The sequence below is a fragment of the Crossiella sp. SN42 genome (assembly GCF_023897065.1).
Taxonomy (GTDB): domain Bacteria; phylum Actinomycetota; class Actinomycetes; order Mycobacteriales; family Pseudonocardiaceae; genus Crossiella.
In genome coordinates this window covers 214,776-234,138 of the sequence record NZ_JAMHIV010000011.1, presented here as the reverse complement: position 1 = coordinate 234,138, position 19,363 = coordinate 214,776, and the positions used below count along the sequence as shown (strand labels likewise).

At 71.9% G+C, this 19,363-nt stretch carries 14 protein-coding genes; 7 read left to right on the top strand and 7 right to left on the bottom strand.

The features are described from left to right. Positions 1 to 531 (bottom strand): hypothetical protein (locus tag M8C13_RS15565; protein WP_252481294.1); only part of this gene is annotated, 531 nt, incomplete at its 3' end. Positions 532 to 911: 380 nt separating this feature from the next. On the opposite strand from M8C13_RS15565, the gene M8C13_RS15560 reads away from it, so the two are divergent. From M8C13_RS15560 to M8C13_RS15550, 3 genes are all read left to right on the top strand, one after another. Continuing rightward, positions 912 to 1,535, top strand: coding sequence for a hypothetical protein (locus M8C13_RS15560; RefSeq protein ID WP_374213079.1), 624 nt, complete (start codon positions 912 to 914; stop codon positions 1,533 to 1,535). 176 nt (positions 1,536 to 1,711) lie between these two features. After that, complete coding sequence (locus M8C13_RS15555) at positions 1,712 to 3,310, top strand: DNA polymerase Y family protein (RefSeq protein ID WP_252481292.1); 1,599 nt, start codon at positions 1,712 to 1,714, stop codon at positions 3,308 to 3,310. Beyond that, positions 3,310 to 6,603 (top strand): error-prone DNA polymerase, encoded by a 3,294-nt coding sequence (locus M8C13_RS15550; protein ID WP_252481291.1) that lies wholly within the window; start codon positions 3,310 to 3,312, stop codon positions 6,601 to 6,603. Before M8C13_RS15555 ends, M8C13_RS15550 begins: the two co-directional genes overlap by 1 nt. Before the next feature lie 18 nt (positions 6,604 to 6,621). On the opposite strand, the gene M8C13_RS15545 is transcribed toward M8C13_RS15550, so the two are convergent. Genes M8C13_RS15545 through M8C13_RS15520 form a run of 6 tightly spaced genes read right to left on the bottom strand, consistent with a single transcriptional unit; the run spans position 6,622 to position 14,789 of the window. After that, positions 6,622 to 7,527, bottom strand: coding sequence for a glycosyl hydrolase family 18 protein (locus M8C13_RS15545; RefSeq protein ID WP_252481290.1), 906 nt, complete (start codon positions 7,525 to 7,527; stop codon positions 6,622 to 6,624). Beyond that, complete coding sequence (locus tag M8C13_RS15540) at positions 7,527 to 10,577, bottom strand: glycoside hydrolase family 38 C-terminal domain-containing protein (protein WP_252481289.1); 3,051 nt, start codon at positions 10,575 to 10,577, stop codon at positions 7,527 to 7,529. The genes M8C13_RS15545 and M8C13_RS15540 overlap by 1 nt, the downstream gene beginning before the upstream one ends. Next, complete coding sequence (locus M8C13_RS15535; protein WP_374213082.1) at positions 10,570 to 11,811, bottom strand: glycosyl hydrolase; 1,242 nt, start codon at positions 11,809 to 11,811, stop codon at positions 10,570 to 10,572. The genes M8C13_RS15540 and M8C13_RS15535 overlap by 8 nt, the downstream gene beginning before the upstream one ends. 2 nt (positions 11,812 to 11,813) lie before the next feature. Next, positions 11,814 to 12,626, bottom strand: coding sequence for a carbohydrate ABC transporter permease (locus tag M8C13_RS15530; protein WP_252481287.1), 813 nt, complete (start codon positions 12,624 to 12,626; stop codon positions 11,814 to 11,816). Beyond that, the gene (locus M8C13_RS15525; RefSeq protein ID WP_252481286.1) at positions 12,623 to 13,522 is read right to left on the bottom strand and encodes a carbohydrate ABC transporter permease; all 900 of its coding nucleotides are present in this window, start codon (positions 13,520 to 13,522) and stop codon (positions 12,623 to 12,625) included. The genes M8C13_RS15530 and M8C13_RS15525 overlap by 4 nt, the downstream gene beginning before the upstream one ends. Then, positions 13,515 to 14,789, bottom strand: a complete 1,275-nt coding sequence (locus M8C13_RS15520; RefSeq protein ID WP_252481285.1) for an ABC transporter substrate-binding protein — start codon at positions 14,787 to 14,789, stop codon at positions 13,515 to 13,517. Before M8C13_RS15520 ends, M8C13_RS15525 begins: the two co-directional genes overlap by 8 nt. 235 nt (positions 14,790 to 15,024) lie before the next feature. Between M8C13_RS15520 and M8C13_RS15515 the strand changes: the two genes are divergently transcribed. The 4 genes from M8C13_RS15515 to M8C13_RS15500 all read left to right on the top strand — a co-directional run bounded on the left by M8C13_RS15515 (position 15,025) and on the right by M8C13_RS15500 (position 19,348). Next, positions 15,025 to 16,059, top strand: a complete 1,035-nt coding sequence (locus M8C13_RS15515; protein WP_252481284.1) for a LacI family DNA-binding transcriptional regulator — start codon at positions 15,025 to 15,027, stop codon at positions 16,057 to 16,059. A gap of 279 nt (positions 16,060 to 16,338) precedes the next feature. Next, positions 16,339 to 17,571 carry a reverse transcriptase family protein gene (locus tag M8C13_RS15510; RefSeq protein WP_252481283.1) on the top strand — a complete coding sequence of 411 codons (1,233 nt, stop codon included), beginning with the start codon at positions 16,339 to 16,341 and terminating at the stop codon, positions 17,569 to 17,571. Continuing rightward, positions 17,564 to 18,157, top strand: coding sequence for a pentapeptide repeat-containing protein (locus M8C13_RS15505; protein ID WP_252481282.1), 594 nt, complete (start codon positions 17,564 to 17,566; stop codon positions 18,155 to 18,157). The genes M8C13_RS15510 and M8C13_RS15505 overlap by 8 nt, the downstream gene beginning before the upstream one ends. A gap of 3 nt (positions 18,158 to 18,160) precedes the next feature. Continuing rightward, the gene (locus M8C13_RS15500; RefSeq protein WP_252481281.1) at positions 18,161 to 19,348 is read left to right on the top strand and encodes an MFS transporter; all 1,188 of its coding nucleotides are present in this window, start codon (positions 18,161 to 18,163) and stop codon (positions 19,346 to 19,348) included. Positions 19,349 to 19,363: the final 15 nt, after the last annotated feature.

Here is a 19,363-nt window from a genome sequence, read left to right as displayed (position 1 = left end):
CTGCCGCTTGCTGAAGGTGCCGACGTCGAAGCCGCCGTAGGTGACCTTCACGAAGCCGTTGGGGCCGCGGGCGGCCAGCTGGAGCTCGACGGTGGTGTCGCTGCCGCTGGGCATCTTCACCGCGAGGTAGGCCTCCTCGCCGACGCCGGCCAGCCTGTCGTGGTTGCCGGCGTACCGCTTGGCCAGCTCCAGCCGCTCCAGCAGGTCCTCGCTCTTGCGGTCGCTGGTGCTCGCGCTCGCGTCGACCAGCTCGACCTGCAGGAAGCGCTGGCCCTCGCCGTCCTTGCCCTTGGTCATCCGCAGGTTGCACCAGGCGATCTGGCTGCCGTCGTCGTACTTGCGCAGCTCCATCCGGTCCGGGTTGGTGGTCCGGACGAGCTCCCTGGTCTTGCCGGAGATCTTGTCGCACAACGGGTTCGACGTGATGGAGCGCGGCTCCATGCCGTAGTCCCGGTGCGCGTACTGGTACTGGACGAAGGCGTAGATCCCGCCGCCGATGATGGCCAGCACCAGCACCACGAGCAAGATCACCAGTGGGATGGTGCTGGGGTGTCGCTTCCGCTTCGGCGTCCCCCAGCCGGGTGGTGCTACCGCGGTCATCAAACCCCCAGAACGTGACGTTCGAACATCAATCTGCCCAACAGTGTGGCCCTCGAACGCCAGTTCGAAAAAACGGGTGACTCGACTTGACCCGGACCCCCGGAGCCGATTGAATACAGCCATCGATCGAACACCTGTTCGATTGAGTCGAGGAAACCGGTGCCGGGGTTCCGGGGAACTCGACCTGCCGGCTCCCCACGGCTTGTGACGTGCACATGGGTGCGTGCACGTGGACGTGGGAAGGCGGTGTTGAGGTGGCAGTTGCCTCGCTGGCAGCGCTCGCTGAGGTGGTCACGGCAAATGGGGTTGCCGTGACCACCGGCGATCGCGCCTTGGGGCGGATGCTGCCGGTGCGCGCGGAGCTGGCCGCCATTCTCCCAGGGGGTGGCCTGCGCCGCGGCAGCACCGTAGCGGTGCGCGGGTCGACAGCACTCCTGCTGGGGCTGCTGTCGACGGCCACCGCCGCCGGCTCCTGGGCTGCCGTGGTTGGGCTGCCTGGGCTGGGGCTCGTCGCCGCCGCGGAAGCGGGGGTGGCGGTACAACGCCTGGCCCTGGTACCACGGCCGCGCCGGGAGACGGCGGCGGTGACCGCCGCACTGCTGGACGGGCTGGACCTGGTGGTCCTGGCCGGTCCGGACTCGCTCGCGCCCGCGCAGGCGCGCAAGCTGGAAGTCCGGGCCCGGCATCGCGGTTCGGTGTTGCTGGCCTTCGGGGCCTGGCCCGGCGCGGATCTTCAACTGTCCTGTGTGGACATTCGCTGGCACGGACTCGCGGACGGGCACGGGCAGCTGACCGGGAGCGAGTTGCTGGTGGAGGTCGGCGGTCGGCGCGCGGGGCGGCCGCGGCGGGAATGGCTGAGCCTGGACGGGCCGGGGGCTCCGCCGGAGCTTGAGGCGGCTGAGTTCGGTGGTGCGGGCGCTGGGCTGGCGGTCTGATGGGCGTCGAGGAGGCGCCGGGGCCGGAAGAGGGCACTGGGGCGCCGGGGCGTCGCCGGGCAGTCGGCGCGGAGCTGCCCGGTGACGCCGGACCTGCGGGCGGGACCGAGCTCGCGGGCGGCGCTGGGCCTGTGGGTGGGACGGGGCTCGCGCGGTATGCGGGGCTGGCGCATCGTGTGCCGGAGGCCGTGCTGCCCGAGATCCCCGCGGGGTACCGGCCGTTGCGGCTGCTGGTCATCTGGTGTCCGGACTGGCCGGTGACCGCGGCCATCGCCGCCGCCGGGCTGGACCCGCGCACCCCCTGCGCGGTGCTCGCCGGGGGCAAGGTGCTCGCCTGCTCGGCGACCGCGCGGGTGGAGGGCATCCGGCGTGGGCTGCGCCGGCGGGAGGCCGAGGGGCGCTGTCCCGAGCTGGTGGTGTTCGAGGACGACCAGACCAGGGACGCGCGGTTGTTCGAGCCGGTGGCGCTGGGGATCGAGCAGCTCGCGCCGGGGATCGAGATCGTGCGGCCGGGGCTGGTCGCGCTGCCCGCGCAGGGGCCGGTGGGGTACTTCGGCGCGGAGGAGGCGGCGGAGCGGCTGGTCGACCAGGTCGGGGCGCTGGCGGGGGTGGAGTGCCAGGTCGGGGTGGCGGACGGGTTGTTCGCGGCGACGCTGGCCGCGCACCGCGGGGTGCTGGTGCCGGCCGGGGGTAGTCCGGAGTTCTTGGCACCACTGGGAATCGGGGAGCTGGACCAGCCTGCGGAGCGGTTGGCGGGGCGGGGCGAGCTGGTGGACCTGTTGCGGCGGCTGGGGTTGCGGTCGCTGGGGGAGTTCGGGGCGTTGCCGGAGCGGGAGGTGGCCTCCCGGTTCGGGGCGGCGGCGGTGCGGGCGCACCGGCTGGCGCGCGGGCTGGAGGAGCGGCCTGCCGACCGGCGGCTGCCGCCGGCGGAACTGGCGGTGGCGCAACAGCTCGACCCGCCGGTGGAGCGGGTGGACGCGGCCGCGTTCGCGGCGCGGGCGCTGGCTGAGCGGCTGCACACCGTGCTGGCCGCGCGCGGGCTGGCCTGCACCCGGCTGGCCATCCAGGCCCGCACCGAGCACGGCGAGGAGCTGAGCCGGGTGTGGCGGTGCGCGGAACCGTTGACCGCCAACGGGATCGCCGACCGGGTGCGCTGGCAGCTGGACGGCTGGCTGCGCGCGGGCGGGCCGACCGCGGGGATCAACCTGTTGCGGGTGGAGCCGGAGGAGGTGGTGGACGCCGGGGTGCTCCAGCTCGACCTGTGGAAGGGCGAGGGCGCGGCGCAGCTGGCCGAGCGGGCCGGGCGGGCCTTCGTCCGGGTGCAGGGGCTGCTGGGGCCGGAGGCGGTGTGCACCGGGGTGCTCGGAGGCGGACGCGGTCCTGGGGAGCGGGTCCGCTGGGTGCCCTGGGGGGATGAGGCGCGGCCCCGGCACGATCCGGAGCCCCCGTGGCCGGGGCGGCTGCCCGCGCCCTCGCCCACGCTGGTGCCCGCGGAGCCGGTGGCCGCGATCGTGAAGGACCGGCGGGGCAACGTGGTCAGCGTCAGCGCGCGGCAGCGGATCAGCGGGCCGCCGCATGAGGTGACTGTCGAAAGTGGACGGTCGCGGCTGGTCACCGCGTGGGCCGGGCCGTGGACGGTGGAGGAGCGCTGGTGGCTGCCGCCGGAGCTGGGCGCGAACCGGGTGGCCCGGTTGCAGGTGCTGCTGGATGACGGGCAGGCGCTGTTGCTGGCCTGTGTCAACGGGTCCTGGCAGGTGGAAGGGGTGTACGACTGATGGGGTGGAACAACCCGCCGGTGAGCTGGCGGGAGTTCGAGCAGGCGCTCTCCGGCAGGCCGCGCGATGAGGAGCACTCCGGCGACGGCGGGGACAGTCCGGCCTGGACCCGGCGCCGGGCGACCTACGAGCCGGACCTGCCGCCGAGCCAGCTGCCGCCCCGGGTGCCCTACGCGGAGCTGCACTGCCACTCCAACTTCAGCTTCCTGGACGGGGCCAGCCATCCGGAGGAGCTGGCGGCCGAGGCGGCGCGGCTGGGGCTGACCGCGCTGGCGATCACCGACCACGACGGCATGTACGGGGTGGTGCGCTTCGCCGAGGCAGCCGGGGCGCACGGACTGGGCACCGTGTTCGGGGCCGAGCTGAGCCTGGGGCTGACCATGCCGCAGAACGGGATCCCGGATCCGGAGGGCAGCCACCTGCTGGTGCTGGCGCGCAACCCGGTCGGCTACGGGTCGCTGTGCCGGGCGATCACCAAGGCGCAGCTGGCGGGTGCGGAGAAGGGCAAGCCGGTCTACGAGCTGGAAGACGTTGCCGCGCAAGCGGACCAGGACTGGCTGGTGCTCACCGGGTGCCGCAAGGGCATGGTGCGCCAGGCGTTGGCCACCGGCGGGCCGGAGGCGGCGGGGCGGGAGCTGGACCGGCTGGTGGCGCTGTTCGGACGCGAGCACGTGGTGGTGGAGCTGACCGACCACGGGCTGCCCGGCGACACCACCCGCAACGACCAGCTGGCCGGACTGGCCGAGCGGCACGGTCTGCGGGTGGCGGCCACCAACGCGGTGCACTACTCCGCGCCCTCCCGGCACCGGCTGGCCACCGCGATGGCCGCGGTGCGGGCCCGGCGCAGCCTGGACGAGATGGACGGCTGGCTGCCGCCGTCCGGGGCCGCGCACCTGCGCTCCGGCGCGGAGATGGCCGAGCGGTTCCGGCGCTACCCGACCGCCGTGCCCACCGCCGCCGAGCTGGGCATCCGGCTGTCCTTCAACCTCAAGAGCGTCAAACCGCGGCTGCCGCCCTACCCGGTGGACCCGGGGCACGACGAGGACAGCTTCCTGCGCAGACAGGTCTACCTGGGGCTGCACAAGCGGGTCGCGGAGGGCGCGAAGTTCGACGAGCAGCGGCGGCAGGTCGAGCACGAGCTGGCGGTGATCAAGGAGCTGGGGTTCGCCGGGTACTTCCTGGTGGTGTGGGACCTGGTGGAGTTCTGCGCCCGCGCGGACATCCTCTGCCAGGGCCGGGGCTCGGCGGCCAACTCGGCGGTGTGCTTCGCGCTGGGCATCACGCACGCCGACCCGGTGAAGTACGAGCTGCTGTTCGAGCGGTTCCTCGCCCCGGAACGGGACGGGCCGCCGGACATCGACCTGGACATCGAGTCCGACCGGCGGGAGGAGGTGATCCAGTACGCCTACCAGCGCTACGGCCGCAGCCACGCGGCGCAGGTGGCCAACGTGATCACCTACCGCGGCCGCTCCGCGGTGCGGGACACCGCCAAGGCCCTGGGCTTCTCCACCGGGCAGCAGGACGCCTGGAGCAAGCAGATCGAGCGCTGGGGGCCGATGGAGTCCACTGTGGACGACACCGAGATCCCGCTGCCGGTGCTGGAGCTGGCCGCCGAGCTGGAAGGCGCGCCCCGGCACCTGGGCATCCACTCCGGCGGCATGGTCATCTCCGAGCAGCCGATCGGCGAGACCTGCCCGGTGGAGTGGGCGCGGATGGCCAATCGCAGCGTGTTGCAGTGGGACAAGGACGACTGCGCGGCCATGGGGCTGGTCAAGTTCGACCTGCTCGGCCTCGGCATGCTCTCCGCGCTGCACTACATGATCGACCTGGTCGCCGAGCACCACGGCCGCACGGTCACCCTGCACCAGCTCGGCCAGGACCTGGCCGATCCGGCGGTGTACGAGATGCTGCGCAGGGCGGACGCGATCGGTGTGTTCCAGGTGGAGAGCAGGGCACAGCTGGCCACCCTGCCCCGGATGCGGCCGGAGAAGTTCTACGACCTGGTGGTGGAGGTCGCGCTGATCCGGCCCGGCCCGATCCAGGGCGGTTCGGTGCACCCCTACATCCGCCGCCGCAACGGCAAGGAGCCGATCACCTACGAGCATCCGCTGCTGAAGAAGGCGCTGGCGAAAACCCTTGGCGTGCCGCTGTTCCAGGAGCAGCTGATGCAGATCGCGGTGGAGGTGGCCGGTTTCTCCGCGGCCGAGGCGGACGAGCTGCGCCGGGCGATGGGGGCCAAGCGCTCCGGGGAGCGGATGGCCCGGTTGAAGGACCGGTTCTTCAGCGGTATGGCCCGCAACGGGATCACCGGGGACACCGCGCAGCGGATCTACGACAAGCTGGTGGCCTTCGCCAACTTCGGCTTCCCGGAGAGCCACGCGCTCAGCTTCGCGCTGCTGGTCTACGCGAGCAGCTGGTTCAAGCTGTACTACCCGGCCGCGTTCTGCGCCGCCCTGCTGCGCGCGCAGCCGATGGGCTTCTACTCGCCGCAGTCCCTGGTCGCCGATGCCAGGCGGCACGGGGTGACCGTGCTCGGCCCGGACATCAACGCCAGCCTGCCGCACGCCGGGCTGGAACCTGGTGAAGCGGGAAAACCGGTGGTGCGACTGGGTTTGGGCTCGGTGCGCACGGTGGGCATGCCGCTGGCCGAACGGATCGTGGCCGCGCGCGCCGAGGGACCGTATGCCGACATGGTGGACCTGGCCCGCCGCTGCAAGCTGACCCTGCCGCAGCTGGAGGCGCTGGCCACCTCGGGCGCGTTCGGCTGCTTCGGGCTCAACCGCAGGGCCGCGCTGTGGGCCGCGGGCGCGGTGGCCAGGGAGGGACCGGGCAGCCTGCCGGGCACCACGGTCGGGGTGACCGCGCCGCCGCTGCCCGGCATGGACGCGCTGGAGCAGGCGGTCGCCGACGTGTGGGCCACCGGCATCTCCCCGGACAGCTACCCGATCCAGTTCCTGCGCGAGAAGCTGACCGCGCGCGGCGTGCTGACCACCGCTGAACTGTCCACTGTGGACAATGGTCGGCGGGTGGCGGTGGGCGGCGCGGTGACCCACCGGCAGCGCCCGGCCACCGCGGGCGGGGTCACCTTCCTCAACCTGGAGGACGAGACCGGCATGGTGAACGTGGTGTGCACGCAGGGCGTGTGGGCCCGGTACCGGCGGATCGCGCGGCAGAGCTCGGCGGTGGTGGTGCGCGGGGTGCTGGAGAAGGCGCAGGGGGTGATCAGCCTGCGGGCCGAGCACCTCTCCGCGCTGGACCTGCGGATCCCGGTGCGCTCACGGGACTTCCAGTGAGCGCACCGGGTCGCGGGGTCAGCGCATGGCCGAGGTGATCTCCTTGGCCCACTCCCACGGGCGGGCGGTGCCGCCGGGGTTGGAGTTGAAGTACTCCCAGCCGTCCACGCCGCCGAAGGCCGGGTACTTCTGGGTCAGCTGTTTGATGGTGCTCTTCAGCTTGTCCAGCTCCACGTAACCGCCGCAGGAGGCCGGGTTGGTGATCACGCCCGCGACCACCTTGGCCGGCGGGATGAGCTTGCGGCCGATGATCCGGTCGTAGCCCGCGGTGTCGGCCATGCTGCCCCAGCCGCAGTAGAACTGGGCGTTGAACCAGTTGATCTGGCTGCCGCGTTCCCGGTACAGCGTCTCGTAGTCGAAGCCAGAGATGTTGCCGCCGCCGTGGAGCGCGCTGGCGACCGGGGCCAGGGTGATCAGGAAGCCGCTGCCGAAGTCCTTGCGCAGCGCGTCGATCAGCTTGGTGATGCCCGCCTGGGACATCTTCTCCTCGACGTCCAGGTCGACACCGTTGAGCCCGTAGGTGGTGATCACGTTCTTCAGCAGTGGGTAGAAGGTGGCGAAGTCGCGTTCCAGGTTCGCGTAGGTGCCCTGGGCCGCGCCGCCGACCATGCCGATCACGTTGACCCCGCGGTCCCGCATGGCCTTGAGGTCTTTCCACATCTGGGTGTAGCGCTCGTGCGCCGGCGGATGGTCGTTGAGGTGCACCGACTTGTCCGCGTTGAGGTGGATCGCGGCCACGATGACGTCGGTGACCCCGGTGTTGTTGGTCAGCAGCGGCAGCGGCGAGACGTAGTCACCGGTGGCGCCGTTGCTGTACTGGGTCTGGTAGTAGACGACCGTGCGCTTGTGCGGCGCGGCCTGCGCCGGAGTGGCCAGTGACAGCAGCAGGACCAGCGTCCCGGCCGCGGTGAGCAGCTTCCGCATCAGTGATCTCCTTGGCTGGCAGGGTTTCGCGGGAGCCGGACGGTGACGATCTCGAAGGGCCGCAGGCTCAGCTCGAACCCGTTGCCGGTCACCTCGTACTCGGTGGTGTCGTCCCAGCGCCGTTCCAGGAGGTCGGTGGAGTAGGCGGCGGTGATCTCCGCGCCAACACTGAGACGCGCCCTGGCACGGCAGCCGAGGGCCTCGTAGAGCCGGAGCACCAGGTCGCCGCTCTGGTCGTCGGCGAGCTTGACCGACTCGACCACCACGCCAGGGTTGTCCACCGTGACGATCGGCTCGACCTGTTCCCCCGCACCGGAAACCACCCGCTCCGGCAGGTTGATCCGGTACCCGGCGCGCACCGCGTCCGCCTTGTCCGCGCCGAGCACCAGCGCGTGCCGGAACCGGTGCACGCCGTGGTCGGTCTCCGGGTCGGGGAAGCGCGGCGCGCGCAGCAGCGAGGCCCTGATCACGCTGACCGTGCCGCCGCCCGCGCGCGCGGCCCTGCTGATGTCGTGGCCGTAGGTGGAGTCGTTGGCCAGCGCCACCCCGTAGTCCGGTTCGCCCAGGTGCACCCAGCGGTGCGCGCAGATCTCGAACTTGGCCGCGTCCCAGCTGGTGTTGGTGTGCGTCGGCCGGTACACGTGCCCGAACTGGGTCTCCGCGGCCACCCGGTCGGACCGCACGTCCACCGGGAAGCTCAGCTTGAGGAACTTCTCCGTCTCGTGCCAGTCCACCTCGGTGTCGATCTCCACGCAGCGGCTGCCCGCGCGCAGGGTGAGCAGCTGGGTCACCGTGGAGGCGGAGAACGAGCGCTGGATCCGCAGGGTGGCCAGCTCCGGCGAGCCGGTCTCCACGCTGACCAGCTCCGCCTCGGTCAGGTCGGTGACCTTGTTGCGGTAGAAGGAGTCCACGTCCCAGGCGTCCCACATGTTCGGGAAGTCCGGGTGCAGCTGCAACAGGTTCGCCCGCGCGCCGGGCGCGATCACCTCGCGGTCGGCGGCCAGGTCGTGGATCGAGCTGATCAGGCCGTCGGCGTCCACGGTCACCGACAGGAACTCGTTGCCCAGCACCGTGACACCGTCCACAGTGGACACGGAGACCGGGCGCCCGGCGAACTCGCCGCGGGTCAGCGCGCCCGCGGCCGGGACCTCCGCGTGGGCGTGCGGGGCGGCGTTGAACACCAACGGCGCGTCCCCGGTACCGGCCAGACCCTGTTGCGCCACAGCGATGATCTCGTTCAGCTCGTCGGCGACCGCGGCGTAGGTCTCCTCGGCCTCCCGGTGTACCCAGGCGATCGAGGAGCCGGGCAGGATGTCGTGGAACTGGTTGGTGAGCACCAGCTTCCACAGCCGGTCCAGCCGCTCGTAGGGATAGTCCGCGCCCAGCCGCACCGCCGCGGTGGCCGCCCACAGCTCAGCCTCGCGCAGCAGGTGCTCGCTGCGCCGGTTGCCCTGCTTGGTCTTGGCCTGGCTGGTGTAGGTGCCGCGGTGGAACTCCAGGTACAGCTCGCCCACCCACACCGGCGCGTCCGGGTACTCCTGTTCCGCCTTGCGGAAGAACTCCGCCGGTGGCTCCACGGTGACCCTGGTCGAGCCCTCCAGGTCGGCCAGCCGGGCCGCGCGGGCCAGCATCTCCCTGGTGGGGCCGCCACCGCCGTCGCCCCAGCCGAAGGGGACCAGCGAGCGGGTCGCCTTGCCCTTCTCCTGGTAGTTGCGCGCGGCGTGCGCCAGCTCCTTGCCGCTGAGCTCGGAGTTGTAGGTGTCCGCTGGCGGGAAGTGGGTGAAGATCCGGGTGCCGTCCAGGCCCTCCCACCAGAAGGTGTGGTGCGGGAACTTGTTGGTCTGGTTCCAGCTGATCTTCTGGGTGAGGAACCAGCGGGAGGCCGACAGGCGCACCAGCTGCGGCAGCGCGGCGGTGTAGCCGAAGGAGTCCGGCAGCCACACCTCGTTGGTCTCGATGCCGAAGCGGGAGCGGAAGTAGTTCTTGCCGTGGGTGAACTGCCGGGCCATCGCCTCCGCGCCGGGCATGTTGGTGTCCGACTCCACCCACATCCCGCCCACCGGCACGAACTGGCCGGTGTCGATCTTCTCCTTGACCCTGGCGAAGACCTTCGGGTGGTGCTCCTCGATCCAGGCCAGCTGCTGCGCCTGGGACATGGCGAAGTGGAAGCCGGGGTGCTCGTCCATCAGGTTGGTCACGTTGGAGGCGGTGCGCGCGACCTTGCGCACGGTCTCCCGCAGCGGCCACAGCCAGGCCGAGTCGATGTGCGCGTGCCCGATCGCGGAGACCTGGTGCGCGCTGGTGTGCGCGGGCCTGCTGAGCATGTCCACCAGCTCGGCGCGGGCCGCGCTCGCGGTGCCGCCGACGTCCTGCAGGTCCACCGCGTCGATGGCCCGGTCCAGCGCGCGCAGCAGCTCCCAGCGGCGGGCCTCGGTCAGCGGCAGCTCCAGCATCAGCTGGTAGAGCACCTCGATGTCCTGCACCAGCTGCCACACCTGGTGGTCGAACACGGCCAGGTCGGCGCGCGCGATCCGGTACAGCGGCTCCTCGCTGGAAGTGAGCCGGTCGCCCTGCTGGGTGGGCTGGAACGGGATGTAGTCCAGCAGCACCGGGTTGGCCGCGGCCTCCAGGTAGTAGACCACCTCCTGGCCGCCCTGGGCCGGATCGCCCACCGGCAGCCAGGTGTTGCGCGGGTTGAGGCCCTTCACCGGGCTGCCGTCGGCCCGGTAGGCCAGGCCCTCGCACTGGAAGCCGGTCATCTTGTCGTCGAAGCCGAGGTCGAAGACCAGCTCCACGGCCAGCCCCGCCCACTCCGCGGGCACCGTGCCGGTGAGCCGGAACCAGCTGGTGCCCCAGGCCGGACCCCATTGCGCGCCAACGGAAGTCGGCTGGTAATCAGCGGCGAGGGCCTCGGCCGCCGGCACCGGCTCACCGGGGGCGTGCCACACGGCGAGGTCCACGCCGACCGAGTCGGGATAGACCGCGGGGCGGATCCGCTCCCGCAGCACCCGCTCGATGCGGCCCTCGATCAGCTTGTGGTCGTCATGCATGCTTGCTACTCCAGACGTCCGGCACGTGCACAACCTCGGAAATGCCCCGTGTGGTCAGGTGTTCGGTGTCCCGCGCCCGCGAGGCGAGCACGACCGCCGGGCGGATGCCGCGCACCGCCAGTTCCAGCCAGGCCTCGAAGAACTCGCCGCCGGGACCGCAGGTGGACCGGCCGGGCGCGGTGTGCTCCTCGCCGACGTCGAGCACCAGCGCGGTTTTCCGGGGTGCGGCAACGGGTTTCGCCGCGGCGACGGCCTCGGCGACCGCCTGCCCGGCCGGTTTGCGCTGGTTGTCGTTGGTGAACAGGCCGAGGCCGTACTCCAGTTCGGGGAAGTCGGCCAGCTCCCGGCTGACGTCGTGCGAGCACCACCAGGTGATGCCCCACAGGTCCGGGCAGGTCAGCGCGTTCGCCACGGTCTGAGCCGCGAACTCGCCCGCGCGCTCAGCCGGGATGTGCGGGGCCGGTGCGCCGACCTCTTGCAGCCACACCGGATGGCCCGGCTCGCCCCAGGCGGCGGCCAGTTCGACCTGGTACTCGGCGTAGTGCGCGGTGGCCGCGGAGTCGCCGCCGTAGCGCTGCGCGGTGCCGTTGAACACCCAGGAGTGCACGTTGGTGGCCGCGCCGATCCGGGCCGCGTGCGCCGGGGTGAACGGGTGGCCGTCCTGCAACCACACCGCGTCGTAGGCGCAGTGCGTGTGGAACTTCCCTGGCGCGCCGTCCGCGCAGGCGGCCAGCAGCCGGGTGAGCCAGTCCCCGGCCTCGGCCACCGACAGCGGGTCCGGGTCCGGGTGCGGCTTGTCGGAGAACTGGTTGACCTCGTTGCCCAGGGTCAGGCCGAGGAAGTTGGGCCGCCCGGCCAGCGCGGTGGCCAGCGTGCGCAGGTAGAAGGCTTCCCCGGCAACCACATCCGGGTCGGTGAACAGGTTCCGCCGGTGCCAGCTGACCGTCCACGATGGACGGAAGTCGAAGCTGGACAGGTGGCCCTGCAAGCCGTCCACCGCCACGTCCAGGCCGCGCTCGCCCGCCGCGTCCACCACCGAGAGCAGGTCCTCGACCGCCTTGGCGCGCACCAGGGTCCGGTTCGGCTGGAACACCGGCCACAGCGGGAACACCCGGATGTGGTCCAGGCCAAGGCCCGCGATGGAGTCCAGGTCCCGCCGCACCGCGTCCAGGTCGAAGTCCAGCCAGTGGAAGAACCAGCCCTGCGCAGGTGTGTAGTTGACGCCGAATCGCACGCTCAACCCTTCACCGCCCCCTCACCGACCCCGCGGAAGAAGTACCGCTGGAGGCTCACGAACATCAGGATCAGCGGGGCCACGGCGATGATGGTGCCCGCCGCGACCAGCCGCTGGTCAAGGGCGAAGGTGCCCTTGAGGTAGTTGAGGCCGATGGTGAGCGTGTAGTTCTCCGGGTTGCTCAGCACGATCAGCGGCCACAGGAAGTCGTCCCAGCTGAACATGAAGGAGAAAATCGCCACCACCGCCACCGAGCCCTTCACCGAGGGCAGCGCGACCCTGGTGAACCGCTGCCAGGCGTTCGCCCCGTCGATCACCGCGGCCTCCTCCACCGCCTGCGGCAGCGCGCTGAAGGCGTTGCGCATCAACAGGACGTTGAGCGCGCCGACCGCGCCGGGCAGCACCACCGCGACCAGCGTGTCGGCCAGGCCGAAGCTGCGCATCATCAGGAACAGCGAGACCAGGATCGCCTCGCCGGGCACCAGCAGCGCGAGCAGGAAGGCCAGCGTGGCGAAGCCGCGGCCGCGGAAACGCATGCGGGACAAGGCGTATCCGGCCATGGACGCGCCGAGGCAGTTGAGCACCACGTTGGCGCTGGCCACCATCAGCGAGTTCAGCGCGAAGTCCCACACCGGGACCACGTCGGCGACCTTGCCGTAGTTGGCCAGCGTCGGATCACCGGGCAGGAACGCGGGCGGATAGCTGTAGATGTCCTCGCCGACACCCTTGAGCGAGGTGGACAGCTGCCACAGGAACGGGCCGATGGACAGCAGCAGCACGCCCAGCAGCAACGTGTACCGGAGCACGAGCCTCACTCGTCCTCCTTCCGGTTCAGCCGCAGCACCAGCAGCATCAGGCCGAGGGTGAGCACGAACAGCACCAGGCTCAGCGCCGAGGCGTAACCGATGTCGCCGTTGAGGCCGGTGCCCACCTGGCGCATCAGCATCACCAGCGTGATGTCCGCGCCGCCCGGGCCGCCGGAGTTGCCGGAGAGGATGAAGACCTCGGAGAACACCCGGAACGCGGCCACCGCGGACAGCGCGGCCACCAGCACCATGGTGGAGCGGATGGTCGGCACGGTGATGGAGAAGAAGCGCCGGATGGGCCCCGCCCCGTCCACCTCGGCCGCCTCGTGCAGCTCCTTGGGCACGTTCGCCAGCGCCGCCAAGTAGATGATCATGTAGTAGCCCAGGCCCTTCCACACCGTCACGACCATCGCGCTGATCAGCAGCAGGTTCGCGTCGGTCAGGAACGGCACCGGCTCGGAGACGATCCGCAGGCCCTGCAACAGGCTGTTCACCAGGCCGCGGCTGTCCAGCAGCCAGGTCCAGATCAGCCCGACCACCACGATGGAGGCCACCACCGGGGTGTAGAAGGCGGAGCGGAAGAAGGCGATGCCCGGCACCTGCTTCTGCACCAGCAGGGCCAGCAGCAGCGGCAGGAAGACCAGCGCGGGCACCACCCCGACCACGTACAGCGCGCTGTTGGTGATCGCGGTCCAGAACTGCGGGTCGTCCAGCATCCGGCTGAAGTTGTCCAGTCCGGTGAACTTCCCGCCGCCGAGCGCGGTGGCGTCGGTGAAGGACAGCAGCAGCGTGTTGAGGAACGGGTAGACGCTGAACAGGACCACGACCGCCAGGCCGGGCACCAGGAACAGCCACGGGGTCAGCCACCACTCCCGGCGCAGCGGCTTGCGGACCAGCTCAGCCATTGGGGCGCAACAGCTTGTCGCACTGCGCGACCGCGTTGTCCAGTGCCTGCTTGGCGGACTGCTTGCCCAGCATGGCGTTGGCGATCTCGTTGCGCAGGATGGTCTTCATCTGGTCCGACAGCTGCACCGGCGTGTAGTTCACCGCATTGGCCAGCTGCTTGGCCGCGGCCACCCGGACCCGGCCCACGTCGGTGCCGTCCTCGCTGGTGAAGAACGGATCGTCCAGGGTGCCCGTGGTGCTCGGGAACACCGTGACGATCTTGGCGAAGCCGAGCTGGTTCTTGGCGTTGGTGACGAAGCGGGCGAAGGCGATCGCGGTCGGCTTGTTCTTGCTCTGCGCGGCGATCGAGAGGCCCTGCAGGTACATGTTGGCCTTGCCGGTGTTGGTCATCGGCTCGGTGATGCCGATGTTGTTGTACAGCCCGGGCGCGTCGGTGCGGAACTTCTGCAGGTCGTAGGCGCTGCCCGAGGACAGTGCGATCTGCTGGGCGAGGAACTTCGCGCCGGAGCCGGTGTAGGTGGCGCTGAGCGCCTCGGGCAGCAGCGCCTTGGCGTCGTACATGGCCTTGTACAGCTCGACCAGCTGCACGCCCTTGGCGTCGTTGAAGGTGAACCTGGTGCCGCCCTCGTCCATCAGCGGCACGCCGAAGAGGCCGAAGTCCTCGATACCGGGGGTCTGGCCGAGCATGGCGACCTTGCCGCCGCTCGCGCCGGCCAGCCGCAGCGCCTGTTCCTTGAGCTCGTCGTAGGTCTTCGGCGGCTTCGCGGGGTCCAGGCCGTTCTGGCTGAACAGCTGCTTGTTGTAGAAGTTCGGGCCGGTGTTGAGGTACCAGGGGAAGGCCGCGTTGCGCCGCTGTGCCGGGTCCGGCGAGGGCATCACGTAGCCCTGCCAGGCGTTGGGCAGGTAGTCCTTCTTGGCGTCCGGGGCCGCGGTGTCCAGGTCCAGCAACAGCTTCTTCTGGTACAGCGGGTAGGCCAGGTCCGGCGAGAGGTTCAGGATGTCCGGCAGCGTGCCCGCGCTGGCGTCCGCGCTGAGCTTGTCCGCGTAGCCGTCGGCGGGCTGGTCCAGCCACTCGACCTTGGCGCCGGGGTGCTGCTTCTCGAACTCGGCGATCAGGCCGGTGAAGTAGTCGCCGAACTTGCTCTTGAGGTTCCAGGTCTGGAAGCTGACCTGCCCCTTGACCTCGCCGGTGACCGGCTGGGCCTGCTGCTGTTCGCCGGAGCCGCTCAGGCCGCAGGCGGACAGGGTGAGAACCGTCGCCGTCATCGCGGCCAACACCGTTGTCGACCCTCTGGCAAGGCGCATGGCGAGAACTCCTTCGGCGGGATTCAGGTGGGCAAAAAATGCGCTGTCCGACCGGCTGCGTCAACACCGGAGAGTAGCCCTGTCCACTTTCTTGTCCAGTACTTGACAGGCCGTGTTCACGCAGGCGACAGTGCCGGAACTAATGCGCTTTACCTCGGAATCGATAAACCGCTTTACTTCGGGAGGTGTCCACCCGGTGGAGGCAAGCGCCAAACGGGTCACCATCAGGGACATCGCCCGCGCCGCGGGGGTCTCGGAGAGCGCGGTGTCCTTCGCGCTGAACAACCGGCCCGGCGTGTCCGAGCAGACCCGCAAGCGCATCATGCAGGTGGCCGAGGAACTCGACTGGCGACCCAACAGCGCGGCCCGCGCGCTGTCCGCGGCCAAGACCGACACGGTCGGCCTGGTGTTCGCCAGACCGGCCGCCACCCTGGGTGTCGAGCCATTCTTCCTGCAACTGGTCTCCGGAATTCAGACCGCGCTGGCCCGCAGTTCCACCGCACTGCTCTTCCAGGTGGTGGAAGACCTTTCCGCCGAATGCGAGCTGTACCGCCGCTGGTGGGCCGAGCGCCGGGTGGCCGGACTGCTCGTGGTGGATCCCCGGCTGGTCGACCCGCGCCCGGCGCTACTGGCCAAGCTCGGCGTGCCCGCCCTGGTGATAGGCGGCCCGTGCCCCGGCGGCACACCCAGCATCTGGGTGGACGACGCGGCCGCCATGGGCGCCATCGTCGACCACCTGGTCGGCCTGGGCCACCGGCGGATCGCGCACATCGCCGGCCTGCCAAGGCTGATCCACACCGAACGCCGGGTCCGCTCCTTCCAACAGGCCATGCAGCGCCACGGCCTGGCCGCGGAACCCTCACTGGCCACCGACTACAGCGTCGAAGCGGGCGCGCACGCCACCCGCACCCTGCTCACCGCGGCCACCCGCCCGAGCGCGGTGGTCTACGACAACGACGTGATGGCCGTGGCGGGCCTGAGCGAGGCGGCCAAGCTCGGCATCCGGGTGCCGGAGGAGCTGTCCGTGGTCGCCTGGGACGACTCCGCGCTCTGCCGTCTCACCCACCCCCAGCTCACCGCCCTGGTCCGGGACACCGCGGCCTTCGGCGCCCGCGCGGCCCGGCGGCTGCTCGGACTGGTGGGCGGGTTGCCCGCGCAGGACGTGCAGGACGAGCTGCCGCGACTGGAACCGAGGGGGAGCACCGCACCGCCTGTCGGGGGTAGTGGGTAGCGTCGTCGCGGTGTGGCGGGGCGGGAGCGAGACGACGGGTGGCCGCGTGCTTTCCCGTCCCTCCGGGGCAACCCCGGGGAGCGGTTCTCCAGCTGGACAGTGCGCCCCGCGTGGTTCGGTACGCTCCGCGTGCGGATCCCACGCGGCGGACGAAGGAAGAGGTCGCCCCGCCCCGCCACACGCCTTGGGCCGCCTCCCGCACCCCGCGCGCACCCGGCTTGGCCGCCGGGCCGCATCCGCCCGCCGCGCCCCGCTCGCCCGTCACTGGACGGCCGCCGCATGACCGCCGCGCTTCTCCCGATCGCCCGCGCCGCCCTCGCCGGTCCCTGGACCCGCGCGGCCCTGGCCACCCGCCTGGCCGCGGTCCCGCTGCACGCCGCGCCCAACCGCGATCCCGAGGACCTGGCCACCCGCCTGCTCGACCTCAGCCCGAGCCCCTTCTTCGGCCCGCCGGAAGCCCTGGCCCGCCTGCTCGCCGAGCTACCGCGCCACCAGCCGCCGCCCGCAACGCCGCCGCGTCCCCGCTGGCGGGCCGAGGTGCCGCGCTGGGAGACCCCGGCCGAGCTGGCCGCCGCCCTCCGCCTCACCCCGGGCGAGCTGGACTGGTTCGCCGACGTCCGCACCTGGAACCGTCGCGCCGCCCCACCGCTGCGCCACTACCGGCACCGCTGGCTCGGCGCGCGGCCGGTGGAAGCGCCCAAACCGCGCCTGGCCGAGCTCCAGCGCCGGCTGAACCGCCTGCTGCTCAACCAACTCCCGGTGCACGAGGCCGCGCACGGGTTCCGGCCTGGCCGCTCGGCCGCGACCTTCGCCGCGCCGCACGCCGGGGCGGCGCTGGTGGCGCGGTTCGACCTGGCCGGGTTCTTCACCTCGATCACCGCGGCCCGGCTGCGCGCCTACTTCTGCCACCTCGGCTACCCGGGCAACGTGGCCGCCGCGCTCACCGGGCTGCTCACCACGGTCACCCCGGCCGAGGTGCTGCGGGACGCCCCGCCGGGGGCCGAGCGGCACCGGCTGGCCGCCCCCCACCTGCCCCAGGGCGCGCCCTCCTCACCCGCCATCGCCAACGCGCTGGCCGCGCGGCTGGACCGGCGGCTGGCCGGGCTCGCCGAGCGGATCGGCGCGGCCTACACCCGCTACGCCGACGACCTGGCCTTCTCCGGTGATCTTCCGCTGGACCGGTTGCGGGACGGGGTGCGGCGGATCGCCACCGACGAGGGGTTCCGGCTGCACCCCGGCAAGACCCGGATCGCCGCGGCGCACCAGCGGCAGCGGCTGGCCGGGCTGGTGGTCAACCACCGGCCCGCGGTGCCGCGCGCGGACTACGACCAGCTGCGCGCGGTGCTGCACAACTGCGCCCGCACCGGCCCGGCCGCGCAGAACCACGCCGGGCACCCGGATTTCCGCGCGCACCTGCTGGGCCGGATCGGCTGGGTGGCGGCCACTCACCCGGTCCGCGCGGCCCGGCTGCGCGCGCTGTTCGACGACATCGACTGGGGCGGCAATGACTGAGACGATCACCGGCGAGAGCTTCGCCGACGCGGTGCTGGGCAGGCAGAGCTGGACCGGGCGGCACTTCACCGCCTGCGACTTCACCGAGGCCGACCTGCGCGGGCTGGTCACCGCGAACTGCACCTTCACCGACTGCCTGTTCGCCAACACCGACCTCGGCGAGTCCAAGCACACCGCGACCGCCTTCCGCAGCTGCACCTTCCGCGGCGCGGTGCTCAGTGAGTCCACAATGGACAACTGCTCGCTGGTCGGCTCCAGCTTCGAGCGCTGCCGCCTGCGCCCGTGGACCCTGCGCGAGACCGACCTGTCGCTGACCGCGCTCGGCGGCGCGGACCTGCGCAGGCTGCGGCTGCGCGGCATCCGCTTCCGCGAGGCCAACCTGGTCGAGGCCGACCTGCGGCACGCCGACCTGACCGGGGCCGACCTGATGGGCGCCCGGATGCAGAACACCAAGCTCGCCGAGGCCGACCTGCGCGAGGCCCGGCTGGACGCGCACGCCCTGGTGCAGGCCCAGCTCACCGGCGCGCGGGTGGACCTGGGCACCGCGGTGGCCTACGCCGCCGCGCACGGCCTCGTGGTCGACTGAACCGTGTTACGGCCCTACCGCGAACTGCTCAGGGTCCCGCACCTGGGCCTGATCATGTTCCTGTCCGTGCTCGGCCGGGTGCACGCGCTGGGCACCCCGCTGGCGCTGACCTTCCTGGTGGCCGGCTGGACCGGCTCCTACGCGCTGGCCGGACTGGTGATCGCCGCGCTCACCGTGGGCAACGCCGTCTCCGGCCCGTGGCGGGGACGGCTGGCCGACCGCGGCTCCGCGCCGCGGGTGCTGGTGATCAGCTGCCTGCTCTACGCCACCGGCCTGCTGCTGCTGATGGCGCTGCCCGCCTGGGCCTGGTACGCCGCGCCGGTGCTGGCCCTGCTGATCGGGCTCAGCACACCGCCGGTGGGCCCGGTGGCGCGCGCGGCCTACACCCGGCTGGCCGGAGACTCGACCAAGGCGAGTGTGTTCGCCGCCGAGGCCACCCTGTTCGAGCTGGCGGTGATGGCCGGGCCGGTGCTGGCCTCGGCCATGATCAGCCTGGCCGGGCCGAGGGCCGCGCTCGCGCTGATGGCCGCGCTCGCGCTGGCCAGCGTGCTGTCCCTGGCCACCGCGCTGCGCAGGGCCGGGCTGGGCGGGCCGGGGCCGGTGGCCGAAGGGGAGCCCGGCAAGCGCGGATCGGTGCTGGCGCGACCGGGACTGACGCCGGCGCTGGTGGTGGCGATGCTGCTGGCGATGGGCTTCACCACGGTCAACCTGGCCGTGGTCGCGGTGGGCCGGGAGCTGGGCCAGCCGGTGGTGGCCGGGGCGCTGGTCGCGGTGTGGGCGCTGGGCTCGCTGGTGGGCGGACTGGTCGCGGGTGGCCGCGCCGGGACGCCGAGGTACGTGCCGCGGGTGGCCCTGCTGGCCGCCGGGGTGGTCGTGCTGGTGCCGGTGCTGCCGCCGGTCACCGAGGCGTGGCCGGTGCTGATCGGCGCGCTGCTCGCGGTGACCGGGCTGGCCAACTCGCCCGCGATCGCCGCCTCCAACCAGCGCCTCGGCGACCTGGCCCCGGAGGGCAGGGCGGCGGAGGCCTTCGGCTGGCTGGTCACCTTCACCACCACCGGCAGCACGCTGGCCGCCCCGGTCGCGGGCTGGCTGCTGGACACCGTCGGACCGGCCGCAGCGGTGGCCGGCGCGGCCGCGGCCGCGGTGCTGGCGATCCTGTTCGCGGTGTTCTCCGCCCGGCGTGCGCGGTGAGAAAAACCAGGCGCG